The organism is Stenotrophomonas sp. FW305-C-20-S1 (assembly GCF_058783335.1).
This window is the reverse complement of record NZ_JBYTEK010000019.1, coordinates 1-21,050: the sequence shown is the minus strand read 5'-3', so window position 1 is coordinate 21,050 and position 21,050 is coordinate 1. Positions and strand designations below refer to the sequence as shown.

Annotated in this window: 23 protein-coding genes; 7 read left to right on the top strand and 16 right to left on the bottom strand. The window is 67.4% G+C overall.

Annotation, left to right across the window (positions count from 1 at the left end; genetic code table 11):
* Window positions 1-39: 39 nt before the first annotated feature.
* From AC3WTC_RS11935 to purM, 7 genes are all read right to left on the bottom strand, one after another.
* Complete coding sequence (locus AC3WTC_RS11935) at window positions 40-723, bottom strand: DUF3108 domain-containing protein (protein WP_025874011.1); 684 nt, start codon at window positions 721-723, stop codon at window positions 40-42.
* Between the two features lie 2 nt (window positions 724-725).
* Window positions 726-1,523, bottom strand: a complete 798-nt coding sequence (locus AC3WTC_RS11930) for a DUF3108 domain-containing protein (RefSeq protein ID WP_025874010.1) — start codon at window positions 1,521-1,523, stop codon at window positions 726-728.
* A 68-nt stretch (window positions 1,524-1,591) separates the two neighbouring features.
* Window positions 1,592-2,248, bottom strand: coding sequence for a phosphoribosylglycinamide formyltransferase (gene purN, locus AC3WTC_RS11925; protein WP_080149496.1), 657 nt, complete (start codon window positions 2,246-2,248; stop codon window positions 1,592-1,594).
* Entirely contained in the window at window positions 2,245-2,856 is a 612-nt protein-coding gene (locus AC3WTC_RS11920; RefSeq protein WP_170919604.1) for a DUF2238 domain-containing protein, read from the bottom strand. Before AC3WTC_RS11920 ends, purN begins: the two co-directional genes overlap by 4 nt.
* A 94-nt stretch (window positions 2,857-2,950) precedes the next feature.
* Window positions 2,951-3,373 carry a hypothetical protein gene (locus AC3WTC_RS11915; RefSeq protein ID WP_080149495.1) on the bottom strand — a complete coding sequence of 141 codons (423 nt, stop codon included), beginning with the start codon at window positions 3,371-3,373 and terminating at the stop codon, window positions 2,951-2,953.
* Entirely contained in the window at window positions 3,370-3,867 is a 498-nt protein-coding gene (locus AC3WTC_RS11910; protein WP_059063303.1) for a hypothetical protein, read from the bottom strand. Before AC3WTC_RS11910 ends, AC3WTC_RS11915 begins: the two co-directional genes overlap by 4 nt.
* Before the next feature lie 22 nt (window positions 3,868-3,889).
* Complete coding sequence (gene purM, locus AC3WTC_RS11905) at window positions 3,890-4,948, bottom strand: phosphoribosylformylglycinamidine cyclo-ligase (RefSeq protein ID WP_032951578.1); 1,059 nt, start codon at window positions 4,946-4,948, stop codon at window positions 3,890-3,892.
* 112 nt (window positions 4,949-5,060) lie between these two features.
* Here purM and AC3WTC_RS11900 point away from each other — a divergent pair, with 112 nt between their 5' ends.
* From AC3WTC_RS11900 to hda, 3 genes are read left to right on the top strand one after another with little or no spacing between them, the layout of a single operon-like run.
* On the top strand, window positions 5,061-6,188 hold the full coding sequence (locus AC3WTC_RS11900; RefSeq protein WP_223482051.1) for a DUF2066 domain-containing protein: 1,128 nt from the start codon (window positions 5,061-5,063) through the stop codon (window positions 6,186-6,188).
* The gene (locus AC3WTC_RS11895) at window positions 6,185-7,357 is read left to right on the top strand and encodes an AI-2E family transporter (protein ID WP_080149494.1); all 1,173 of its coding nucleotides are present in this window, start codon (window positions 6,185-6,187) and stop codon (window positions 7,355-7,357) included. The genes AC3WTC_RS11900 and AC3WTC_RS11895 overlap by 4 nt, the downstream gene beginning before the upstream one ends.
* Window positions 7,357-8,064, top strand: a complete 708-nt coding sequence (gene hda / locus AC3WTC_RS11890; protein ID WP_032977533.1) for a DnaA regulatory inactivator Hda — start codon at window positions 7,357-7,359, stop codon at window positions 8,062-8,064. Before AC3WTC_RS11895 ends, hda begins: the two co-directional genes overlap by 1 nt.
* 539 nt (window positions 8,065-8,603) lie before the next feature.
* Here the strand turns inward: hda and murU are convergent.
* From murU to AC3WTC_RS11870, 4 genes are all read right to left on the bottom strand, one after another.
* A complete protein-coding gene (murU, locus tag AC3WTC_RS11885; protein WP_032975826.1) occupies window positions 8,604-9,314 on the bottom strand; it encodes an N-acetylmuramate alpha-1-phosphate uridylyltransferase MurU in 711 nt (236 codons plus the stop codon).
* A gap of 11 nt (window positions 9,315-9,325) precedes the next feature.
* The gene (locus AC3WTC_RS11880) at window positions 9,326-10,351 is read right to left on the bottom strand and encodes a phosphotransferase (RefSeq protein WP_263929575.1); all 1,026 of its coding nucleotides are present in this window, start codon (window positions 10,349-10,351) and stop codon (window positions 9,326-9,328) included.
* Between the two features lie 64 nt (window positions 10,352-10,415).
* Complete coding sequence (locus tag AC3WTC_RS11875; RefSeq protein WP_025874000.1) at window positions 10,416-10,685, bottom strand: GlsB/YeaQ/YmgE family stress response membrane protein; 270 nt, start codon at window positions 10,683-10,685, stop codon at window positions 10,416-10,418.
* Window positions 10,686-10,754: 69 nt separating this feature from the next.
* Entirely contained in the window at window positions 10,755-12,248 is a 1,494-nt protein-coding gene (locus AC3WTC_RS11870; RefSeq protein ID WP_033830531.1) for a M20 family metallopeptidase, read from the bottom strand.
* A 198-nt stretch (window positions 12,249-12,446) separates the two neighbouring features.
* Here AC3WTC_RS11870 and AC3WTC_RS11865 point away from each other — a divergent pair, with 198 nt between their 5' ends.
* The 4 genes from AC3WTC_RS11865 to AC3WTC_RS11850 all read left to right on the top strand — a co-directional run bounded on the left by AC3WTC_RS11865 (window position 12,447) and on the right by AC3WTC_RS11850 (window position 15,564).
* A complete protein-coding gene (locus AC3WTC_RS11865) occupies window positions 12,447-12,773 on the top strand; it encodes a ComEA family DNA-binding protein (protein ID WP_033832065.1) in 327 nt (108 codons plus the stop codon).
* A gap of 337 nt (window positions 12,774-13,110) precedes the next feature.
* On the top strand, window positions 13,111-14,178 hold the full coding sequence (locus AC3WTC_RS11860; protein WP_492711479.1) for a L,D-transpeptidase: 1,068 nt from the start codon (window positions 13,111-13,113) through the stop codon (window positions 14,176-14,178).
* Window positions 14,179-14,195: 17 nt separating this feature from the next.
* Entirely contained in the window at window positions 14,196-14,921 is a 726-nt protein-coding gene (locus AC3WTC_RS11855; protein ID WP_025873996.1) for a murein L,D-transpeptidase catalytic domain family protein, read from the top strand.
* 34 nt (window positions 14,922-14,955) lie between these two features.
* Entirely contained in the window at window positions 14,956-15,564 is a 609-nt protein-coding gene (locus tag AC3WTC_RS11850) for a HutD/Ves family protein (protein WP_032975832.1), read from the top strand.
* Window positions 15,565-16,137: 573 nt separating this feature from the next.
* On the opposite strand, the gene AC3WTC_RS11845 is transcribed toward AC3WTC_RS11850, so the two are convergent.
* From AC3WTC_RS11845 to AC3WTC_RS11825, 5 genes are all read right to left on the bottom strand, one after another.
* Window positions 16,138-17,742, bottom strand: a complete 1,605-nt coding sequence (locus tag AC3WTC_RS11845) for a sulfite reductase subunit alpha (RefSeq protein ID WP_492711477.1) — start codon at window positions 17,740-17,742, stop codon at window positions 16,138-16,140.
* Window positions 17,739-18,710 carry an FAD:protein FMN transferase gene (locus tag AC3WTC_RS11840; protein WP_492711508.1) on the bottom strand — a complete coding sequence of 324 codons (972 nt, stop codon included), beginning with the start codon at window positions 18,708-18,710 and terminating at the stop codon, window positions 17,739-17,741. Before AC3WTC_RS11840 ends, AC3WTC_RS11845 begins: the two co-directional genes overlap by 4 nt.
* A gap of 55 nt (window positions 18,711-18,765) precedes the next feature.
* Complete coding sequence (locus tag AC3WTC_RS11835) at window positions 18,766-19,569, bottom strand: DUF4198 domain-containing protein (protein ID WP_025873992.1); 804 nt, start codon at window positions 19,567-19,569, stop codon at window positions 18,766-18,768.
* A 125-nt stretch (window positions 19,570-19,694) separates the two neighbouring features.
* On the bottom strand, window positions 19,695-20,213 hold the full coding sequence (locus AC3WTC_RS11830) for a DUF2271 domain-containing protein (RefSeq protein ID WP_080149488.1): 519 nt from the start codon (window positions 20,211-20,213) through the stop codon (window positions 19,695-19,697).
* A 40-nt stretch (window positions 20,214-20,253) separates the two neighbouring features.
* On the bottom strand, window positions 20,254-20,889 hold the full coding sequence (locus tag AC3WTC_RS11825) for a PepSY-associated TM helix domain-containing protein (protein ID WP_033830536.1): 636 nt from the start codon (window positions 20,887-20,889) through the stop codon (window positions 20,254-20,256).
* Window positions 20,890-21,050 lie beyond the last annotated feature (161 nt).

Sequence of the window (21,050 nt, the reverse complement as noted above, 5' to 3'; positions counted from 1 at the left end):
AGCGCCGGACCATGCCCGGCGAGCGCGCAGCGCGGTCGGTCAGTTCATCGCCTTGATGGTCAGGTCCAGCGCATCGCGGCCGCTCTCACGCTGCAGCATGCGCGCCGGCACCGGGAACTCCGGCACGATCCAGGCAATCAGCTCCTTGTTGCCGTCGACGCGCGAGACCTTGGTGGCCTCGTAGCTCTTGCCGCCGACGGTGACCGATTCCTTGCCCACCACGCGGTAGGTCATGTTCTTGATACGGCCCTCGTCGACCATGCGATAGGTCAGCGGCTTGCCGGCGGCCAGGTCGCGGGCGATGGCGAGGTTGATCAGCAGCGCGTCCATGTCGCCGGCCTTCAGGGCGATCGGTCCGGCGCGGTCCGGCTTGATGTCGCCGGTCCAGGTGGCCTGGTTGCTGGTCCAGTTGTAGTTGGCCTGCACATTGCGCTTCTTCACCAGCAGCGCAGAGCGGTCCTGGCTGCTGAGCGGGCGCAACTGCCCGCGCACTTCCTCGAACACCGTGGTCTGGCTCAGGTCCGCCAGCTGGTTCTTGACCTGCAGGCTGTAACGCCACTTGTTGGTGCCTTCGCTGGCCAGGGTCATGCTGCCATTGGCCTGCATGCCCATGTAGCTGGCGAGGTAGTCGGCCTTGAACGGCTGCAGGGCCATGGCCGGCAGGCTGGCCACCGACAGTGCGGCAGCGGCGATCCAGGTCAGGGGGCGGGTCAGGGTGTTCATGCTCAGACTCCTTGGTATTCGATCAGGCGCAGATCGACGCGATCTTCGCCGTCTTCACGTTGCAGGATGCGCACCGGGGTGGGGACACCGTTGGCGATCCAGAGAATGGTTTCATTGTTGCCGCCGTTGGTGCGATACACCCGCAGCGCGTTGTAGGACAGGTCGCCGACCTCGACGTTCTCGGTCTGCGGCGCGGCCTGGTAATCGTGCTGGCGCACCTTGCCCATGTCGACGTAGCGATAGTGCATGGCCGCGCCGGGACGGGCGTCGCGCATGATCGCCAGGTTGATCAGCAACGCGCTCTGGTCGCCGGCCTGCAGTGGAATCGGCTGGGCGCGCTTCTTTTCCACGTCGCCGCTCCATTGCGCGGTACCGGCCTGCCAGTTGTAGGTGCCGACCGCCTTCTTGCCCAGGAACAGGCCCTTGCGCACCGTGCTCTGGCTGAGCGGCGCATACACACCGCTGCGCTCCTCGAACACCGTGCTCTGCTCGATGTTCAGGCCGAGCACGCTGGCAAAGCCGCGGCGGCCGACCACCTGCATGTCCACCCGCCACTGGCTGCCGCCGGTGTGGGTGACCTGCATGGTCGCATCGCCTGCTTCCTTGCCCTTGAAGAACGCCTGGTAGGTCGCGCTGAACGGCTGCAGCGGCGGCGGCTCCCAGGCCAGTGCAGGCAACACCGGCGGCGCCACCTCCGCAGGTGCCGGCGCAGCGGGCGCTGTTGCCTGGCCCCAGCCCGCACAGGCGAGGACGGCAAGCGGCAGCAGCAGAGTTGTACGCAGCAGGGACGTGGTCTTCATGGCCGACAGGAACCGCAGGAGGGGAGCAGGATGCCAGCCCCGCAGTCAGCGGGGCGTGTGCACGGGCGTTACCGGTTCAGGTTTCCGGCGGAATCTAGAGCCAAGGGGCTAAACAGGGGGTGACCGTCGAACATCGGCTGGCCTTCCCGTTCAGCCAGGCGCCCTGCACAGAGCAGTTCCAGGGTGGCGATCAGCAGCGGATGCTCCACCGCAAGCACGCGTTCGGCCAGGGTCTGCGCATCGTCGCCGGCAAGCACCGGAACCCGGGCCTGCGCCAGCACCGCGCCGGCATCCAGTTCCGGCACCACCAGGTGCACGCTGGCGCCGTGCTCGCTATCGCCGGCCTCAAGCGCCCGTGCATGGGTGTGCAGGCCCTTGTGCAACGGCAGCAGCGAGGGGTGGATGTTGACCAGGCGGCCAGTGAACCGCTGTACGAAATCGGCGCCCAGAATGCGCATGTAGCCGGCGCAGACGATCCAGTCCGGCGTGGATGCTGCCAGCGCATCACCCAGCGCCTGCTCGTAGGCGGCGCGGTTGCTGAATTCCTTCGGCGCATGCCCCCAGCGCCGATCCGTTGCCACCCGCTCCAGGGCGGTCGCATCGGGACGATCGGAGAACACGCCGACAATCTCGGCCTGCAGTCGCCCTGCCGCGATGGCGTCGACAATGGCCTGCAGGTTGCTGCCGCGCCCGGATGCCAGCACGGCGATTCGGCGGATGCTCATCGCACCACGCTCCGGCGTACCAGCGGCCACAGCAACAGGCTGCCCAAGGTCGCCAGCAGCATGTCCGCATGCGCGTCCCACATGTCGCCCTGCTGGCCGTTGTAGGCCTCAGCCGCTTCCGGCGACAGGGCAAGGGCGATGCCCCATTCCAGCCACTCATACACCAGGCTGGAACACATCACCGCCATCACCGCCAGGGTGAATGCCTGGCCGATGCGCAGCGCAGGCCAGGAATGTCGCGCCAACTGCAGCAATGCGGGGGTGAAGCAGACGCCATAGAGGAAGTGGATCAGGCGATCGAAGTGGTTGCGCTGCCAGCCAAAGGCTGCGTCCGGCGACCACCCGAGCAGCGACTGCAGCCATGCGTCATACGGCACGTTGGAGTACAGCCAGCGCGCGGCCACGCAGTGGATGGCGATGAAGCCGCAGATGGCGATGAACGCGCCGTTGCCCAGCTGCCAGCGCCGGTCCACCCACCACAGGGCCAGCAGGCCGATCACCGTCAGCGAACTGTGCAGGGTCTGCTCGAGCGGCCACAGCGGATGGATCCAGGTGGCGGCGAAGATGCCCAGCACCGCGACCAGTGCGGCCTTCTTCGGTGCCGACAGGGAGTGGGTGGCGCGGTTGCGGGCGAGCGTGGAGGCAGCGGGCGTGGACATGTCGGGGCGATCAGCAGAAGAGACGGAACATGCGCTTGCCAGCTCAGACGCTGACGTGGTCGCCGCGGTCGAACAGTGCGGCGATCTCCGGCTTGCGCAGGAAATACACCGCGTAGGCGGTCAGGGCCATGCCCAGTGGGCCGGCCATCACCGCTGCCCAGGCCGCGCCGCGACACCAGGCCAGGTGGCTGCGCTGGCCAAGCAGCCGCGCGGTGCGCAGCTGCAGGAAGCCCAAGCCGATGGCCAGCAGCGACACCGCGGCGTACACCGTCGACAGCACAGCGCCGTCGTCCATTCCGCGTTCGAAGGCGACGATGCCGACAAAGCCGAGGAAGACCAGCGCTGCCAGCCAATGGAAGCCGGCCAGCGCGTAGAACAGGATCTTCAGGTTGTGCAGGTGGCTTGCGGTCTGCAGGTCGGCCAGGGTCTGCCGTGGCAGCGGCGGTGGGTTCATTCCATCGCTCATGCCACACCCGCCTGGCCAGCGAAGGCGGCCTTCACCTGCGGGCGCAGCAGCACGACCAGGGTGAACACGCCGAGGATGGTGCCGATGGGGGTGAACAGGCACGCCAGCCCCGCCACGATCATGCACAGCAGGTAGCGGCGCTGCTGTGACAGGCAGCGGCCGGCATAGGCCACGAAGCCTGCCAGGGTCAGCCCGCCGAGCACGATGCAGACGCCCATCACGGTGAACAGCCAGCCGACGAACTGCTGCTCTTCCGGCGATGACGGTTCACCGCCGGATTTCATCGGCAGCGAGCCGGACAGCATGGCGATGCCCAGCACGATGTGCAGCACGAAGACCAGCGAGAACACCGCCATCAGGCCAGCGACCACATAGTGGCCGATCGCCAGCTGGCGCAGCTGGGTGGCGTCCTGCGGGCCGAACACCGGCACGGCCGGGTTCGGCGGCAGCACCGGCGGAGCCGGCGGCGTCGACAAGGGAGGAGGTGCGTCCATGCGGGTTCCTTTGTCCAGTGGATCAGGCGATGTGGACGCGTTCGCCGCCCTGGGCGGTGACCACCTGGCCGATCGTCCAGTGCTCCAGGCCTTCCGCCTTGACCGCAGCGGATACGGCCTCGAGCTGGTCGGCAGCGACGATCAGCACGAAGCCGATGCCGCAGTTGAAGGTGCGCCACATCTCGCTGTCTGCCACCGCGCCTTCCTTCTGCAGCCACTGGAACACCGGCGGCAGGGTCCACGACGAGGCCTGGATGTCCAGGCCGAGGCCTTCGGGCACCACGCGGATGATGTTCTCGGTCAGGCCGCCACCGGTGATGTGGGCCATGCCGTGGATGGCATCGCCGTGCGACTTCAGCAGCGACAGGATCGGCTTGACGTACAGGCGGGTGGGGGCCATCAGCGCATCGACCAGCTTGACCCCGCCTTCCAGTTCCAGCTCGGCCGGGCGGCCGGCGCGGTCATAGATGCGACGGACCAGCGAATAGCCGTTGGAGTGCGGGCCGGACGAGGCGATGCCGATCAGCACGTCGCCGGCGGCGACATTGGCGCCGTCCTTCAGTTCGCTCTTTTCGACGGCCGCGACGGTGAAGCCGGCCAGGTCGTACTCGCCCGGCGCGTACATGTCGGGCATCTCGGCGGTTTCGCCGCCGATCAGGGCGCAGCCGGCCTCGGTGCAGCCATTGGCGATGCCGCCCACGACCGCGGCGGCGGTGTCGATGTCCAGCTTGCCGGTGGCGAAGTAGTCCAGGAAGAACAAGGGCTCGGCGCCCTGCACCAGCACGTCGTTCACGCACATGGCGACCAGGTCGATGCCGATCGTATCGTGGCGGTTCAGCTGGTGGGCCAGCTTCAGCTTGGTGCCGACGCCGTCGGTGCCCGACACCAGCACCGGCTCGCGGTACTTGTTGGACAGGTCGAACAGGGCGCCAAAGCCACCCAGGCCGCCCATCACCTCCGGACGGAAGCTGCGCTTGACCAGGGGCTTGATCCGCTCGACCAGTTCGTTGCCGGCGTCGATGTCGACACCCGCGTCACGGTAGGTGAGGGGAGAAGGGGCGGAAGACGGGCTGTTGGTCACGGGCGTCGGCGCTGGCAGGGGTTGAATCGCCGATTTTAACAGGCCGCATTGGCGCAAAGGCCGTATTCGGGCAACAATTCCCCCCGGATACGTCGAGCCAATGGATGTCCTGATGCGCCGCAGCCTGTTTTTGACCCTGCTCCTTGCGCTGTGCCTGCCGGTGGCCACGATGGCCCAGAGCGGCATGCGAACCGAGGGGGATGTTGCCACTGCCAGTGGTGCGTACGAGGCCGAAGTGCCCGTCAACAGCCAAGCCGAGGCTGACCGCAACGGTGCACTTGCCCGCGCGTTGAGCGTTGTACTGGGCAAATTGTCCGGCGATCGCAGCGTCATGTCGCGCCCCGGCGTGGCGCAGGCGTTGCGCAATGCCAAGGACTACGTTGCCAGCTACGACTACAAGCAGGACCAGAGCGTGGGCGCCAGCGGTGCGCCGAGCTTCCGTACCCTGCTGGTCGCGCGCTTCCGCGAGGATGACGTGGACGGGCTGGTGTCGGCCCTGGGCCTGCCGCTGTGGCCTCAGCCCCGGCCGAAGCCGGTGCTGTGGCTGGCCGTCGACGACGGCAGTGGTCCGCGCCTGGTCAGCGTGCAGCAGGCCAATGCTGCGCGGCCGCTGCTGAGCCGGGCCATCGAGCGCGGCTACAAGCTCGGCCTGCCCAGTGGTGGCGCCGCCGAGCAGGCCCTGGCCGGTGCCATCTGGCGCCAGGACAGCGCCGCAGTCGCGCGGGCCTCGTCGCGCTATTCGCCGCCGATGCAGCTGATCGGCAAGCTTTACCGCGCCAATGGCGGTTGGCAGGCGGACTGGGTGTTCGTCGACAACGGCCGTGAACTGAACAAGTGGACCAGCAAGGACGCCAACGCCATGCGCGCGATGGCCGCCGGTGCCGATGGCGCTGCCGACGCGCTGGTCAAGCGTTATGCCAAGGCCGGTGCGGCCACCGGCCAGGCGGGCACCTACCGCGTGGTGGTGACCGGCATCAACAGCGCCGACGAATACCTGCGCCTGGCCGCCGGCCTGCGTGAAGTGGCCGTGGTGCGCAACGTCACCCCGCTGCGCGCGACCGCCGACCATCTGGAACTGAATCTGGAAATGACCACCGGCCTGGCCGGCTTCAATCGCATGCTTGGCGACAACGGCGTGCTGGTGCCGTCGGCGACACTGCCGGCCCTGCCGACGCCGATCGACGATACGACCGGTGCACCGGCACCGGCGCCGGTCAGCAATGAGTACCGCCTGCGATGATCCTGTCCCCGGAAGCGGAAATCGCGCAGTTCCTGCGGCGGCTGAAGTTCATCCTGCTGGCCGGCCTGATCGGCTGGGTCGTGTGGCTGCTGGCGCCGATCCTGACGCCGTTCGTGCTGGCGCTGGCGCTGGCCTGGCTGGGCGATCCGCTGGTGGACCGCATCGAGGACACCGGCCGCTCGCGCATGACCGGCGTGGTGCTGGTGTTCGTGGCAATGGTGCTGGTGATCGTCGCGCTGCTGCTGGTGCTGGTGCCGATGATCGAACGCCAGATCAGCACCCTGATCGCCGCGGCCCCGCAGGCGCAGGCCTGGCTGATGGAGAAGGGCATTCCCTGGTTCGAGCAGAAGACCGGGCTGGAAGTGATGCAGTGGATGGATCCGGACCGTGTGATCGAATGGGTGCGCAGCCATTGGCAGCAGGCCGGCGGATTCGCCACGACCTTCATGGGCTACGTATCGCGTTCGGGCTTCACGGTGGTCACCTGGGTGGTCAACCTGTTGCTGCTGCCGATCCTGGCGTTCTACTTCCTGCGTGACTGGGACAAGCTGGTCGAACGCGTGGCATCGGTGATCCCGCGCAACCAGATCGGCACGATCACCACGCTGGCACGTGAATCCAACGAGGTGCTCGGCGCCTTCATCCGCGGGCAGTTCCTGGTGATGCTGGCGCTGGGCGTGATCTACGCCGGTGGCCTGTCGCTGGTCGGGCTCAAGCTGGGCCTGCTGATCGGCCTGATCGCCGGCCTGATCAGCTTCATTCCCTACCTGGGCGCGACCACCGGCATCCTGATGGCGATCGTGGCTGCGCTGGTACAGGCGCAGGGGTTCGACCTGAAGCTGCTGATCCTGGTGGGCGTGGTGTTCACCGTTGGCCAGCTGCTGGAGAGCTACGTGCTGACCCCGCGCATCGTTGGCGACAAGATCGGCCTGCACCCGGTGGCGGTGATCTTCGCGGTGATGGCAGGCGGCCAGCTGTTCGGGTTCCTGGGCATGCTGCTGGCGCTGCCGGTGGCGGCGGTCAGCAACGTGCTGTTGCGCTATGCGCACCAGCGTTACCGCCAGAGTGAGCTGTACGCCGGCGAGAAGCCCGCGATCGTGCTTGATGGTGTGATCGACCAGCCCCATATCATCGTGCCTGGCAATGACAAGGGTCCGGAACTGAAGTGATTGGTGTGCCGCAACTTCCGCTGGCCCTGCATTACCCGCGGGACCAACGGCTGGAAAGCTTCATCGGCGCGCCGGACGGCGCGCTGGCGCAGCTGCATGCCATCGCGGTAGGGGCCAGCCACGACTGGGTGTACCTGGAAGGCGCGGCCGGCACCGGCAAGACCCACCAGGCGCTGGCGATGTGCTCCAGCGCCGAGCAGGCCGGGCGCCTGCCGACCTATGTGCCGCTGGCCAGCGTGGTCGGCCGGGTGCGGGTGGCGCTGGAAGGGCTTGAGCAGCGCGAGCTGGTGGCGCTGGATGGCCTGGATGCGGTGGCAGGCAATCGTGAGGACGAAATCGCGCTGTTCGATTTCCACAACCGCGCGCGCGCTGCCGACGTGACGGTGCTGTACACCGCACAGAAGTCACCGGGCGAACTGGGCCTGGTGCTGCCGGACCTGCGTTCGCGCCTGGGCCAATGCGTGCGCGTGCTGTTGCAGCCGCTGGACGAGGAAGGCCGCGCGGCGGTGTTGCGCGAGCGCGCGCTGCGCAGGGGGCTGGCGATCGACGAGGCCGCCATCGAGTGGCTGCTCTCGCACACCGGTCGCGAGCTGGGTGGGCTGATCACGTTGCTGGACTGGCTGGATCGCGAATCGCTGGCGGCGAAGCGGCGGATCACCGTGCCGTTCCTGCGCCAGGTGCTGGAAGAAGGCCGTCCTCGTTACTGAGGGGTGTTGGGTGTTGGGTGTTAGGCAGGACTGCGCCCTGCACCCGCCGAAGCCAGGGCAACGTCAACGTCAACGTCAACAGCAAAAGCTCGCTATCCGTGGGATGGCGGGGTGGCTCAGGTTGCGGGGGACGGCGCAAGTACGTCCCTGTAGCCTCGGTCGCGCCATCCATGGCGCTCACGCCCCCGCAACCTGAGCCACCCCGCCTTCGACAGGTTCCCGCGATCTGCCGTGTCGGCGTTCTGCACTGCTGTTGGTGGGTGTCGACCTTGGTCGACACGTGTCTTGCTTGTAGTGGGTGACGACCGTTGGTCGTCACCAGAGCAAGCGCAGCGAAGCGACCCGCTTCCGCTTTTTTCTTTCTTCCGTGGCTGGACGCCCACGCAGACTGTCAGAGGTCGGGCGGGTGGGCCATGCAGGGGCGTTGGCGCCATGGATGGCGCCATCGAGCTTACATGGATGTACTTGCAGCGTCCCCTGCATGGCCCACCCGTCCGGCCAAGCACGCGATCCGCTCTGCGCGACCAACCACGAGGGGCTCAGCCGTTCGCGGCCAACTCCGCATCCAGCGCATGCAGGCGATCAACGGTCCCGACATCGGTCCAGCGCCCGCGATGGTGCTGCCCCGTCATCAGCCCCTGTGCCATGAAATGCTTCTGCAACGGCACCACCGAAAACTTCGGTGGCACACGCTCGCTGCCCGGTGCCTCACCGATCACCGCACGCCAATCGGCCACGATCGACGGACGATAGACGCCGATGCCCGCATAGGTCAGGCACGGCCCTTCGCGGTCATGGTGCAGCACACCGTGCGCGTCCAGCCGGTAGTCGCCATTGGGGTGCTGCGCCGGGTTGTCGACCAGCACCAGATGCGCTTGGCCGGCCGGTTCACGCGGCAGCGTGGCGAAATCGAAATCGGTCCAGATATCGCCGTTCACTACCAGGAACGGATCGTCCCCCAGCGCCGGCAATGCATTGAGGATGCCGCCACCGGTTTCCAGCGGGGTATCGCCTTCGTGCATGAAATGCAGGCGCAGGCCCCACTGGCTGCCATCGCCCAATGCGGCCGGGAACTGCTCGGCGAGCCACGCGGTGTTGATCACCACGTCGTGGATGCCGAGCGCAGCCAACCGCTCCAGATGCCACGCGATCAGGGGTTTGCCGGCCACCGCCAGCAGCGGCTTGGGCGTGTGCAGGGTGAGGGGGCGCATGCGCTCACCCAGGCCGGCGGCGAAAATCAGTGCCTTCATCGATGCGGCCTTCAGCGCTGCACGCGCATCGGCGCGGCCAACTCGGCCAGTGCCGGTTTGATCCGCGTTTCCAGCAACTGCTGCAGGGGCGCCAGTTCGCGATAGCGCGGCAGCACTTCATCGAGGTAGGCGATGAAGCGCGGCGCATCGTCCAGGTAGTGGCCCTTGTTGTCGCGATAGCGCAGGCGGCAGAACAGGCCGAGGATCTTCACGTGGCGCTGGATGCCCATCCAGTCGGCATCGCGCAGGAAAGTGGCACGGTCGGGTACCGGCAGGCCGGCATCGCGTGCGCGCTGGTGATACTGCGCCAGCCATTCGTCCACGCGCTGCAGCGGCCAGCTCAGGAAGGCATCCTTGAACAGACTTACCGCGTCGTACGCGATCGGGCCACGCACCAGGTCCTGGAAATCCAGCACCGCCGGGCCGCCATCCACCGGCATCAGGTTGCGCGGCATGTAGTCGCGGTGGGTCATCAGCTGGGCCTGGCCCAGCGCGTTGTCCATCAGCCGACGGTGCACCAGCTGCAGGCCTTCGATCTCGCCGCAGTCCAGTTCAAGGCCAAGATGGCGTTGCAGGAACCACTCGTCGAACAGGCCGGCATCACGCTGCAGCAGCGCTTCGCCGAACTGGCCGAAATCGGCCGGCACCGGAATGGCCTGCAGGCGCAGCAGCTGATCGATGGATCGGCTGAACCACGCGTCGGCATTGCGTTCGTCGAGGATCTTCGCCAGCGTCGGGCCGCCCAGGTCTTCCAGCAGCAGGAAGCCGGCGTCGAGGTCCTGGGCAAGCAGGGCGGGCACGCGCAGGCCGTGATCGTGCAGCAGGCCGCGCATGCGCAGCCACGGCGTGGGGTCTTCCAGCCCCGGCGGGGCGTCCATCACGATGTGGCTGCCGCGCTGGCTGGTGGTGCGCCAGTAGCTGCGCATGCCGGCGTCGACCGAGGCGCGTTCGACCACGGTGTTGCTGTCGTCAAGCTGGGTACGGGCCCATTGCAGGCGCTGTGCGCTGCGCTGGGGATCAGAGGCGGGTTCGGTCATGCAGGCATATCCGGGCGCGCCGGGCGCGCCAACGTCGGGGCAGAATGGAAAAGGAGATGGCGGCTCAGCGGCGGCCGCTGAACAGGCGCAGGATCGCCAGCACGACGACCGCACCCAGCACCGCGCCGAGGAAGCCGGCCGGTTCACCGGGCGCGTACCAGCCCATGTACTGGCCGAACCAGCCGGCCAGCAGCGCGCCGATGATGCCCAGCACGATGGTCAGCAGGCAGCCCATGCGGTTGTTGCCGGGCATGAAGAAGCGTCCCAGCAGGCCGACGAAGAAGCCGACCAGGATGATGTAGAGCCAGCTGGTGCTGCCAAACAGACCGTTCATGCGATCAGTGCTCTGGAAGGTTGGACGCAGCCTAGCAAGGCCGGGCTGCGTCCGTCACTGCGTGCTGGATCAGCAGCAGCCGTGGTCGCCGTGGCGGGTGCCGCTGTCGGCGGCCACCGGCGAACCGCTGGTCTCGCCACGCAGGCTGGCCGCGTAGTGCTCGCTGATCACCTTGGACACGCACGCGGTGACCTTCTTGCCCATCGGGATGTGCAGGAACTCGTTCGGGCCGTGGGCATTGGAGTGCGGGCCGAGCACGCCGGTGATCATGAACTGGGCGCCCGGGAACTTCTCGCCCAGCATGCCCATGAACGGGATCGAGCCGCCTTCGCCCATGTACATCGCCGGCTTGCCGAAGAAGGTCTGGCTGGCATCGTCGATGGCCTTGGTCAGCCACGGTGCCATCGCCGGCGCGTTCCAGCCGGTGGAGGCCTTTTCCAGGTCCAGGGTGACCTGCGCGCCGTTCGGCGGATCGCGCAGCAGCGCTTCCTTCAGCAGCTCGCCGCAGGTCTTGCCATCGGCAGTGGGCGGCAGGCGCAGCGACAGCTTCACTGCGGTATGCGGGCGCAGCACGTTGCCGGCCGATTCCAGCGGCGGCATGCCGCCGATGCCGGTCACCGAGAGGGCAGGGCGCCAGGTGCGGTTGAGCACCAGCTCGGTCAGGTCGTCGTTCATCGGCTTGAGGCCATCGACCAGCGGGAATTTCTCGAAGATCGCGGTGTCGACCACGTCGGCGGCACGCTTGGCCTGTTCCAGGCGCTCGGCCGGGATCTCCACGTTCATGCCGTCGATCAGGATGCGGCCGGTGTCCTGGTCCTCGATGCGCGACAGCAGCTGGCGCAGCAGGCGGAAGCTTGACGGCACCACGCCGGAGGCATCACCGGAGTGCACGCCTTCGTTGAGCACCTTCACCGAGAAGTTGCCGCCGGTCAGGCCGCGCAGCGAGGTGGTGCACCACAGCTGGTCGTAGTTGGCACAGCCCGAATCCAGGCAGACCACCAGCGACGGCTTGCCGATGCGGTCAGCCAGATGGTCCACGTAGGCCGGCAGGTCGTAGCTGCCCGACTCTTCACAGGCTTCGATCAGCACCACGCAGCGGGCATGCGGCAGGCCCTGGGCCTGCAGTGCCAGCACGGCGGCCAGCGAGCCGAAGATGGCGTAACCGTCATCGGCACCGCCACGGCCATACAGCTTGTCGCCGCGCAGGACCGGGGTCCACGGGCCCAGGTCGTCGTCCCAGCCGGTCATCTCCGGCTGCTTGTCCAGGTGCCCGTAGAGCAGGATGGTGTCGTCGCCGGTTTCGGCGCCGGTAGCCGGAATTTCCAGCAGAATCAGCGGGGTACGGCCTTCCAGGCGCACCACTTCGACCTTCAGGCCGGGCAGGTCCTGGGCCTTGGCCCAGGTTTCCATCAGGGTGACCGCCTGCTCCATGTAGCCGTTCTGCACCCAGTTGGCGTCGAACATCGGCGACTTGTTGGGAATGCGGATGTAGTCGACCAACTGCGGGACGATTTCGCTGTCCCACTTGTCATTGACGAATTGGCCGAGCTTGGCGCTGTCCATCTGAAACTCCGGTTGCATGGCTGATCCGCCCATTCTACGCCTCGGCCAAGGGTAGGGTTTTCCCTACATCACGTCGGGTATTTGGCTGGCTTTTAGAAATCCGTGAACCCTATACGCTGTGTGCATGTGGTGACGGACACTGTTTCGACCGACGGGATTGCCGGTCGGGACGGTCAGAACCACAAGGAGATACACGTCGTGCCTTGGTTTGTCGTGTTAAGGGCGCTGGTGCTGGGAGTGTGGATCGCGGGAGCGCAAGCTGCCGAGCCGATCGACATCAACCGGGCCGATGCCCAGGCGCTGCAGCAGGGATTGACGATGGTCGGGGCCACCAAGGCTGCGGCGATCGTCGAGCACCGGCGCAGACACGGCCCGTTTCACCGCGTCGAGGACCTGACGCAGGTGAAGGGGATAGGGACATCGATCGTCGAACGGAATCGACGACGGATCACCGTTGGCAACACGATGTTGCCTGCGGATCCGGTACCCGGATCGGTACCGGTGCGAACCGTACCCAGGCGCTGACAACAGGAATCGTCGGAATCTGCAGGATGCAGGTTCAATGGCTGCGGACAGGATGGCTGCAGCCGCCGACCGTCGCAGGGATGCGGCACCAATCACCAGGATGGTGGCATCACAGACCTGTGGAAGGGGCTGAGATACAAACAGGACAGACGCGGCCGCGTGCAGGATGCAACGCCGCCCCCGCTTCGCAGGATGCGAGGGGGTGGCAGCAGGCCGACAGGGACGTGACGATTGCCCGGTACGACACATGGCTGTGTCGCCGGGCAATTTCTTTTGGCGCGGCTGCGACGTGCCCATGGTGTACGGTGGGGTCTTCGCATGGAATGGAACCCGCTGGATGCACCTGCACCGTTTGACCTTGATGCTCGCCGTGGCCTTGGCACTGCCGTGCGCCGCACAGGCGGCCGCCCCCTCCAAGCCTGTCGTGGCCACGACTTCCAAAGTACGCGGGCCGACCGACCTCAAGCCGGGCGAGTACCTGTGGCATCCGGAAGTCTCGCCGGCCGGTCCGATCGTGCTGGTGGTGAGCCTGGATGAGCAACGGGCTTACGTGTACCGCAATGGCATTGCCATCGGCCTGACCACGATCAGCTCGGGCAAGACCGGCCATGAGACGCCGACCGGTGTGTTCACCATCCTGCAGAAGGACAAGGACCACCGCTCCAACCTCTACAACAGCGCACCCATGCCGTACATGCAGCGGTTGACCTGGGACGGCATCGCCCTTCACGGCGGCAGCCTGCCCGGGCATCCGGCCTCGCATGGCTGCGTGCGCCTGCCGCAGGCCTTCGCCCAGAAGCTGTTCAGCGAAACCAAGCGCGGCGATACGGTGGTCGTGGCCGATGCCAAGAGCGCGCCGATGACGCTGGCCTATCCGGCGGTGCTGGCGCCGGTGAATGCACGCGGCCAGGCCCTGCCGGAAGGCGAGGGCGGTGCTCCCGACAAGGCCTGGTGGGATGATGCGGCCGCACCCAGTGGCCAGGTCGGCATCCTGGTCAGCCTGCACGACCAGCGCCTGTACGTGCTGCGCGATGGCGTGATGATCGGTGAGTCGCCGCTGAAGGCCGACGCGCTGCCAGCGTTCCAGGGCACCACCCTGTTCGTGATGGGCCAGGGCTACAGCGATACGCCCAGCCCGCTTGATGCACAGCAGCGCCTGCACCAGTGGACGGCCTATCCGCTGCTCGGCCAGGACCGCGCCCAGGCCACGCCGGACCTGCTGGCCACGCCGTCGTTGCCGATGGCCCTGCCGGCCGATTTCGCCCGCCAGCTGTACCAGGTGCTGGTGCCGGGCACGACCCTGCTGGTGACGTCCCTGCCGGCGGTGCGCCCAAGCGCGGCTGAATCGGGAATGCAGCCGGTCTTGGAATCAGAGCCGCCAGCGTCCACCCTCAAGGGATCCTGAGACCTCCCTACGTGCCCATGTCTGCTTCCCGCCTGTGCCGGCTGGCCGCCCTTGGCCTACTGGCAACCACTGCCAGTGCCCCGGCCGGGGCACAGACGCCTATTGCCGCCATCAGCGCCGACGACCTCGCCGCGCAGCTGGCACGCACCGCGCCCAAGGCGGACCGTCGGGTTCTGCAGTTGGCTGCCCACGCCATGCGCTGCGCACTGCAGCGGCCGGAGCTGGGAGTCAGCAGTGAACGCCTGAGCGTGATCGATTACTCGCGGCCGTCCACCGAGCCGCGGATGTGGGTCTTCGATCTCGCCCGCCAGCGGCTGTTGTTCGAGGAGTGGGTGGCGCACGGCCGCAACAGCGGCGAGAACCGCACCGAACATTTCTCCAACCGCGATGGCAGCTTCATGTCCAGCATCGGTGCGTTCACCGCGCAGGAAACCTACATGGGCGGCAACGGCTATTCGCTGCGCCTGGCAGGGTTGGAGCCGGGGTTCAACGATCGTGCGCGCGAGCGCGCCATCGTCATCCACGGTGCGCCGTATGTGAATCCGTCCACTGCGCAGTTGCAGGGGCGGTTGGGGCGCAGTCTGGGCTGCCCGGCGGTGCGGTTGTCGGTGGCCAAGCCGCTGATCGACGCGCTGCGAGGCGGCACGATGGTGTTTGCGTACTACCCCGACAAGGACTGGCTCAAGCACTCACAGCTGCTGGGCGGCGATTGCGGTACGGCTGCGGGTCTTGCAACGCGTTGATGCGTTGCGGCGCGCGGCATGATGCAATGCGCGCATGAACATCGACTCCCTGCTGCAGACCCCGAGCCAGGTGATTTCCAGCCTGGACTACCGCCGCGAACGCTGGCGCAACGGCCTCGGTTGGACCCGCGAGATCCTGCGGTTGCCAGCGCAGGGCGATGATTGGGCGTTGCGCCTGTCGGTGGCCGAGATCGAGCAGGACGCCGCGTTTTCCGCATTCCCGGGCGTCGAGCGCGAACTGGTGCTGCTGCAGGGCAATGGCGTGCGCCTGCGTTTCGAGGACGGCCGCGTAGCCGAGGTGCTGCCACCGCATGGGCGCGTGCGTTTTGCCGGTGAGGCTGCGCTGCACGGCGAGCTGGTGGACGGCACCACTCACGATTTCAACCTGATGTGGAAGCGCGGACTGCTGCAGGCCGAGCTGCTGCATCGTCCACTGGTCGGGCCGATGTTCTTCTTCTGCGAGCCGGGCGTGGCCTGGGCGCTGCACCTGTTGGGCGGGCAGGCCACGTTCGGCGCGGACAGCGGATTGCCTGCGATGCAGGCCGGCGATACCGCGTGGTTGGCCGCCGGTGAGCGTCAGCGGCATGCATTGCAGGGCGGCGGCGAGTTGTTGGCGATACGGGTGAGCGCGGCGGGCGGCTGAGCCAGCGTCGGCGCCCGGAGGCAATCATCCACGCATGGCGTGGATCTACTGCAGCATGGTTGTCACCTTGGATCCGCGTAGATCCACGCCATGCGTGGATGCGGCAGCCGATATCGCAGGTGCGAACAAGGGATCGCCGCCAGCCGTTCAGTAGATCCACGCCATGCGTGGATGCAGCAGCCGATATCGCAGGGTGCGAACAAGGGATCGCCGCCAGCCGTTCAGTAGATCCAAGCCATGCGTGGATGCAGCAGCCGATGCCGCAGAAGGGTGCGAACAAGGGATCGCCGCCAGCCGTTCAGTAGATCCACGCCATGCGTGGATGCAGCAGCCGATGCCGCAGCAGGGTGCGAACAAGGGATCGCCGCCAGCCGTTCAGTAGATCCACGCCATGCGTGGATGCGGCAGCCGATGCCGCAGCAGGGTGCCAACAAGGGATCGCCGCCAGCCGTTCAGTAGATCCACGCCATGCGTGGATGCAGCAGCCGATGCCGCAGCAGGGTGCCAACCAAGGTTCATACCCACCAGGAGGCAGTTCGCACCCACAAGAGGCGGTTTACCCCAAACGTTCGCTCAATACACGTCGCGCCGGTAACGACCGGCCAGCAACAGCGCTTCCTTGGCGTCGGCACCGAGCACCTGCTCGATCACCGCATCCACTGCCGGGGCCATGCCCTGCAGGCTGCCGCAGACCAGGATCGTCGCGCCGTCATCGACCCACTGCCGCAGCGTGGTTGCTTCGGCCAGCAGGCGATCCTGCACGTAGCGATGTGCGCCGCCATCACGGCTGAACACCGTATCCAGGCGGGTCAGCCTGCCGTTGCCGAGCATCGCCTGCAGTTCATCGCCGAAGTGGAAGTCATGCGCGGCCGAGCGTTCGCCGAACAACAGCCAGGTGCGGGCACCGCCAATGCGTGCGCGTTCGTGCAGGTGCGCGCGCAGGCCGGCGATACCAGTGCCGTTGCCGATCAGCAGCAGTGGAACATCAGCGGCGACGCCATGGAAATTCTCGTTGCGGCGCAGGCGCATCTGTACCGGCCCGCCGATGGCGGCGTGGTCGCACAGCCAGCCACTGCCGATGCCCGGCGTGCCATCGGCACGCAGCTGCCGGCGCAGCAGCAGTTCCACCGCGCCGTCGTCCATCACCGAGGCGATGGAGTATTCGCGATGTGGCAGGGGCTGCAGTGCCGCCAACAGCCCAGGCAGATCGCCTGCTGCAACCAATGACGGCAGGTGCGAGCGCGCAACGCGGGCGAGCAGCGTAGTGCCGTCGTCCAACACGGTGTCCGCATCGAAGCCCTGCGTCTGCAGCCAGTCGCGCGTGCTCCGTTCGGCATGCTGCGGACCGACCTCGGCGATGTCACCGGCCTGCCACTGCGTGCCGCTGCCGGTCGGGGGCTGCAGGCGCAGCCAATAGACCGGACCACCGGCACTGCCGGGGTTGAGGTGGGTACGCTGCAGCAGCGTCCACGGCTGGTACTCGGCCGGTGTCCAATCGGGAAGTTCGCTCGCGCCGCCGCCGAGCTGGCCAAGCAGTTGCTGCCAGTGGCGCAGGGCAGCTGGATCGGCGTTGTCGACTTCAATGGCATCGAACAGCGGATGTGCTCCGTGCTGGCGCAGCCAGTCATGCAGTTGGTGGCCGAACGCGCAGAAATGCCCGTAGCTGCGATCGCCCAGTGCGAGCACCCCGTACTGCATGTGCTGCAGCGGCGGAGGCGTGCTCATCACCTTGCGCAGGAAGGGCAGGGCGTGGTCGGGTGCATCGCCTTCGCCGGTGGTGCTGACGATGAACAGTACACGCGCGCTGCCCGCCAGCAGGGTGGCATCGACCTCATGCAGACCGCGCAGGCGCACCGGCATGCCGGCCGAGCGCAGAGCCTGCGCACTGCGCTCGGCCAGTTCGCGGGCGAAGCCGGTCTGGCTGGACCAGACCAGCAGCATCGGTGGGTTGCCGCCTTCGGGCGTGTCGTCGCGCGGACGGCTGCGCCACCACAGCACGCCACACGCCAGCAGATACAGCGCGGTGGCGGCCAGCGCGATGCCCCATTGCCGGGCCGGCGGTGCACCCTGCCACCACGCTTCGCCCAGGTGCAGACGCAGCAGTGCCCCGCCGATCACGGCCAGCAGGGCCAGCACCATGACGTTGCCAACGGTCGCGCGCGGGAAACGCATGCTCATCCAGCCTGCTCATCCAGCAGCTGCTGGAAGGCGCTGCTGAGGGTTTCGCGTGGGCCGGTGGTGGTGCGTTCCAGATAGCGCGCGGCCAGCCCCTCGCGCTCTGCCAGCGCGATGCCTGCGTCGCGGCCGAGCACGGTCAGCGCGGTGGCCCACGCGTCAGCGTGCATCGCGTCGCTGGCGACCACAGTGACGGCGGCTGCGACCTGCCGTACCGGCGTGCCGCTGCTCGGGTCGAGGCTGTGGCTGTAGGCCACGTCATCGTCGTGATAGTGGTGCCAGCGATCGCCGGAGGTGGCCACCGCCTTGCCGTCCAGCGCCAGGACACGCGGTGGCGTATCGGTGTGGGCATCTTCTTCCGGCGCCGACTCCACCAGCACGCGCCACGGCTGGCCGTCGGGCTTGCGGCCGTAACCGGCCAGTTCCCCACCGACTTCAATCAGTGCGGCATCGACACCCTGGCCGCGCAGCCAGGCGGCGACGTGGTCGACGCCGAAGCCCTTGGCGATCGCCGAAAGATCCAGCTCCAGGCCACCGGGCTGCAGCAGCGCATCCTCCTGCCAGTGCAGGCGCTGCCAGCCGCAGCGTGCACGCGTTGCCTGCAACGTGGCGGCATCGGGTGCGCGCCGTGCGCCGGCATGGGCGCCGAAGCCCCACAGCGCCACCAGCGGGCCGACGGTGGGGTCGAACGCACCGCCGCTGGCTGCAGCGATGGCCTGCGCGCAGGCCAACACATGGCGTGTCTCGATGGGAAGCACCAGGTACTGACCTGCGTCGGCACGGTTGTAGCGGCTCAGGTCGGAACCCGCTTCCCAGGTGCTCATCTGCGCGACCACTTCATCCAGACGTGCCTGGATGCCAGCATGCAGTGGATGCAGGTCGCGCTGGTGCGGTACGACCAGTGACACGCTCCAGGTGGTGCCCATGGTGGTGCCGCCCAGCCGGGCGATGTCGAGTGCGGTAGAGGTCATGGGCATGCGTGGCAGCCTGCGATACCAGGGCGCGCCGGGTATCGCAGCGCTGTCTTTACTGCGGCAGCACTTCCAGCGTGGCGACGTAGCTGAGGCGGCGCTTGGCGGCCTGCTTGACCGAGGTCTTCTTGTCCTCGGTGCCGGTTTCCAGCCAGTACATGCCGGCTTCCGGCCAGGTCACCTTGATCTCGCCCTTGGCGTCGCTGGTCAGCTTCTGCTCGTCCTGCGCGTTGCGGTAGCGGGTGCCGCCGCGCACGATCTCGAACTCCAGGCCTGCGGTCGGCTTGCCGTCGACCAGTACGCGGAAGGTGGCTTCCTCGCCGGCGAACAGGTCGTTCGGGTGACCGACGGCCACCAGTTCGATGCCGCGGTTGGTCGGCTTCAGCGCGGTGTCGTTCGGCGCCCCGTTGGTGACGAAGGTCTCCACGCGGCCGACCGACTGGCTCACTTCCAGCTTCTTCGCATCCTTGGGCAGTTCGCCGAAGGTGGCGGCGGTACCGCGCCAGCGCTTGCGCTCGCCGTTCAGTTCATAGGTGGCCGACAGGCCGTCGTTGACCGAGGCGATGCGGTAGGTGCCCTGCTGCTTCAGCTCGACGTCGAACACGCTGCGGTACTTGCCGGTGGCCGCGTTCTGCGCCTGCACGGTGCTGCCGTCCGGGGCGGTGATCACCACCGATTCCAGGCGCAGCGGCACGTGATTGAAGTAGAACAGGTCGTTGGAGACCGCACCATCGACGGTGATCCACGGCGCGTTGCCGGCGATCACGGTCTGCGAGGGCAGCAGCCAGGCCTTGTGGGCCAGGGCAGAGAAGGGAAGGGCAGCGGCCAGAGCGGCGGCGAGGACGAGCGTGCGCTTCATGCGGAAGACTCCAGGGTGATTGATGGGGTCAGAGCCCTTCCTGCGGAAGGGATCCGACCCCTGGGGTGCTGCGATGGGGTCGGATCCCTTTCCAGCGGAAAGGGCTCTGACCCCGGCTCAGGCAATTACGGTTTGACGGCGAGGGTGACCTGGCCCAGTTCGGTGGCGCCCTGCGCGCGGCCGTTCTGTGCGGCGGTGGCCGGCCAGGTGAAGGGAATCTTCAGCAGTTCACGGCCGCCGACTTCGCGCACCGCTTCCACCACCAGGGTGTAGTTGCCCGCGGCCAGCTGCTTCAGTGCGGGCTGCTTGTCGTTGAACGACAGCGCGTGCTTGCCGGCCGGGCGGGTCGGGCCGGTCACGCCGTCCACCGGCACCTGCAGGGTGCGGCCGCTCTTGCGCCACCACTGGCGCAGGTCGGGCAGCCACTTGGTGCCATGGCCTTCGCTGTTGCTGGTCTGCTGGTACCAGACCGACAGGTTGGCGGCGACCTTCTGGTCGGCGCCTTCCAGCCACACCGCCACGTACGGGCGGTGGTACTCGGCCACGTTGAGCTTGGGCACTTCGACGTTGATGTCGAGGGTGGTGGCGTAAGCCGGCGAGGTGGCCAGCAGGCCGCTGAGGGCGATGGTCAGGGTGACGCGCATGGGGCGGCTCCGGAAGAACGGATGGAAGTCACGGTGGAAGTCAGTGGATCAGCAGCAGGGCGATCAGCAGCGGGATCATCAGGCCCAGGCCGACCAGTGGCCAGGTCATGCGTCGCTGCCGCGCATGCAGGTGCAGCAGGAACAGGCCGGTGATGCAGAACACCAGGCAGGCCACGGCGAACACGTCCAGGAACCAGCCCCATGCGGGGCCGGCATTGCGGCCCTTGTGCAGGTCGTTGAGATAGGACACCGCGCCGCGCGAGGTGGATTCGTACTCCACCGCGCCGGTTTCGCGGTCGATGCTCAACCAGGCGTCGCCGCCGGGGCGTGGCAGTGACAGATAGATTTCCTCGGCCGACCATTCGGCGGGTCGACCGCCGATGGAGATGCCCAGCTGATCGTCGAGCCATTGCCGGGCCGGGCGTGGCAGCGGTGCATTGCCGTCCTCGCGGGAGCCCAGGCCGCCGAGCAGTTCGGCCGGCAGTTCCAGGTGCTGGTTCTGCACCTGTGGCTTGGCCTCGATCTTCGCGGCATGGTTCAGCGTCAGACCGGTCACCGCGAACAGCAGCATGCCGATCAGGCAGACCGCAGAGCTGATCCAGTGCCACTGGTGCAGGGTACGCAGCCAGAAGCCGCGGCTCTGCTGCTGCACGGTGGAAGATGCGGGACGGCTCACGGCACGATTCGGGACGGATGAATACTGGCCATTACATCATTGATGAGAATTGCTCGCAATTAGATGTCGTTGTGTATCTCTGAAGGGGTAGTGGGGGGGGGGGGGGGGGGGGGGGGGGGGGGGGGGGGGGGGGGGGGGGGGGGGGGGGGGGGGGGGGGGGG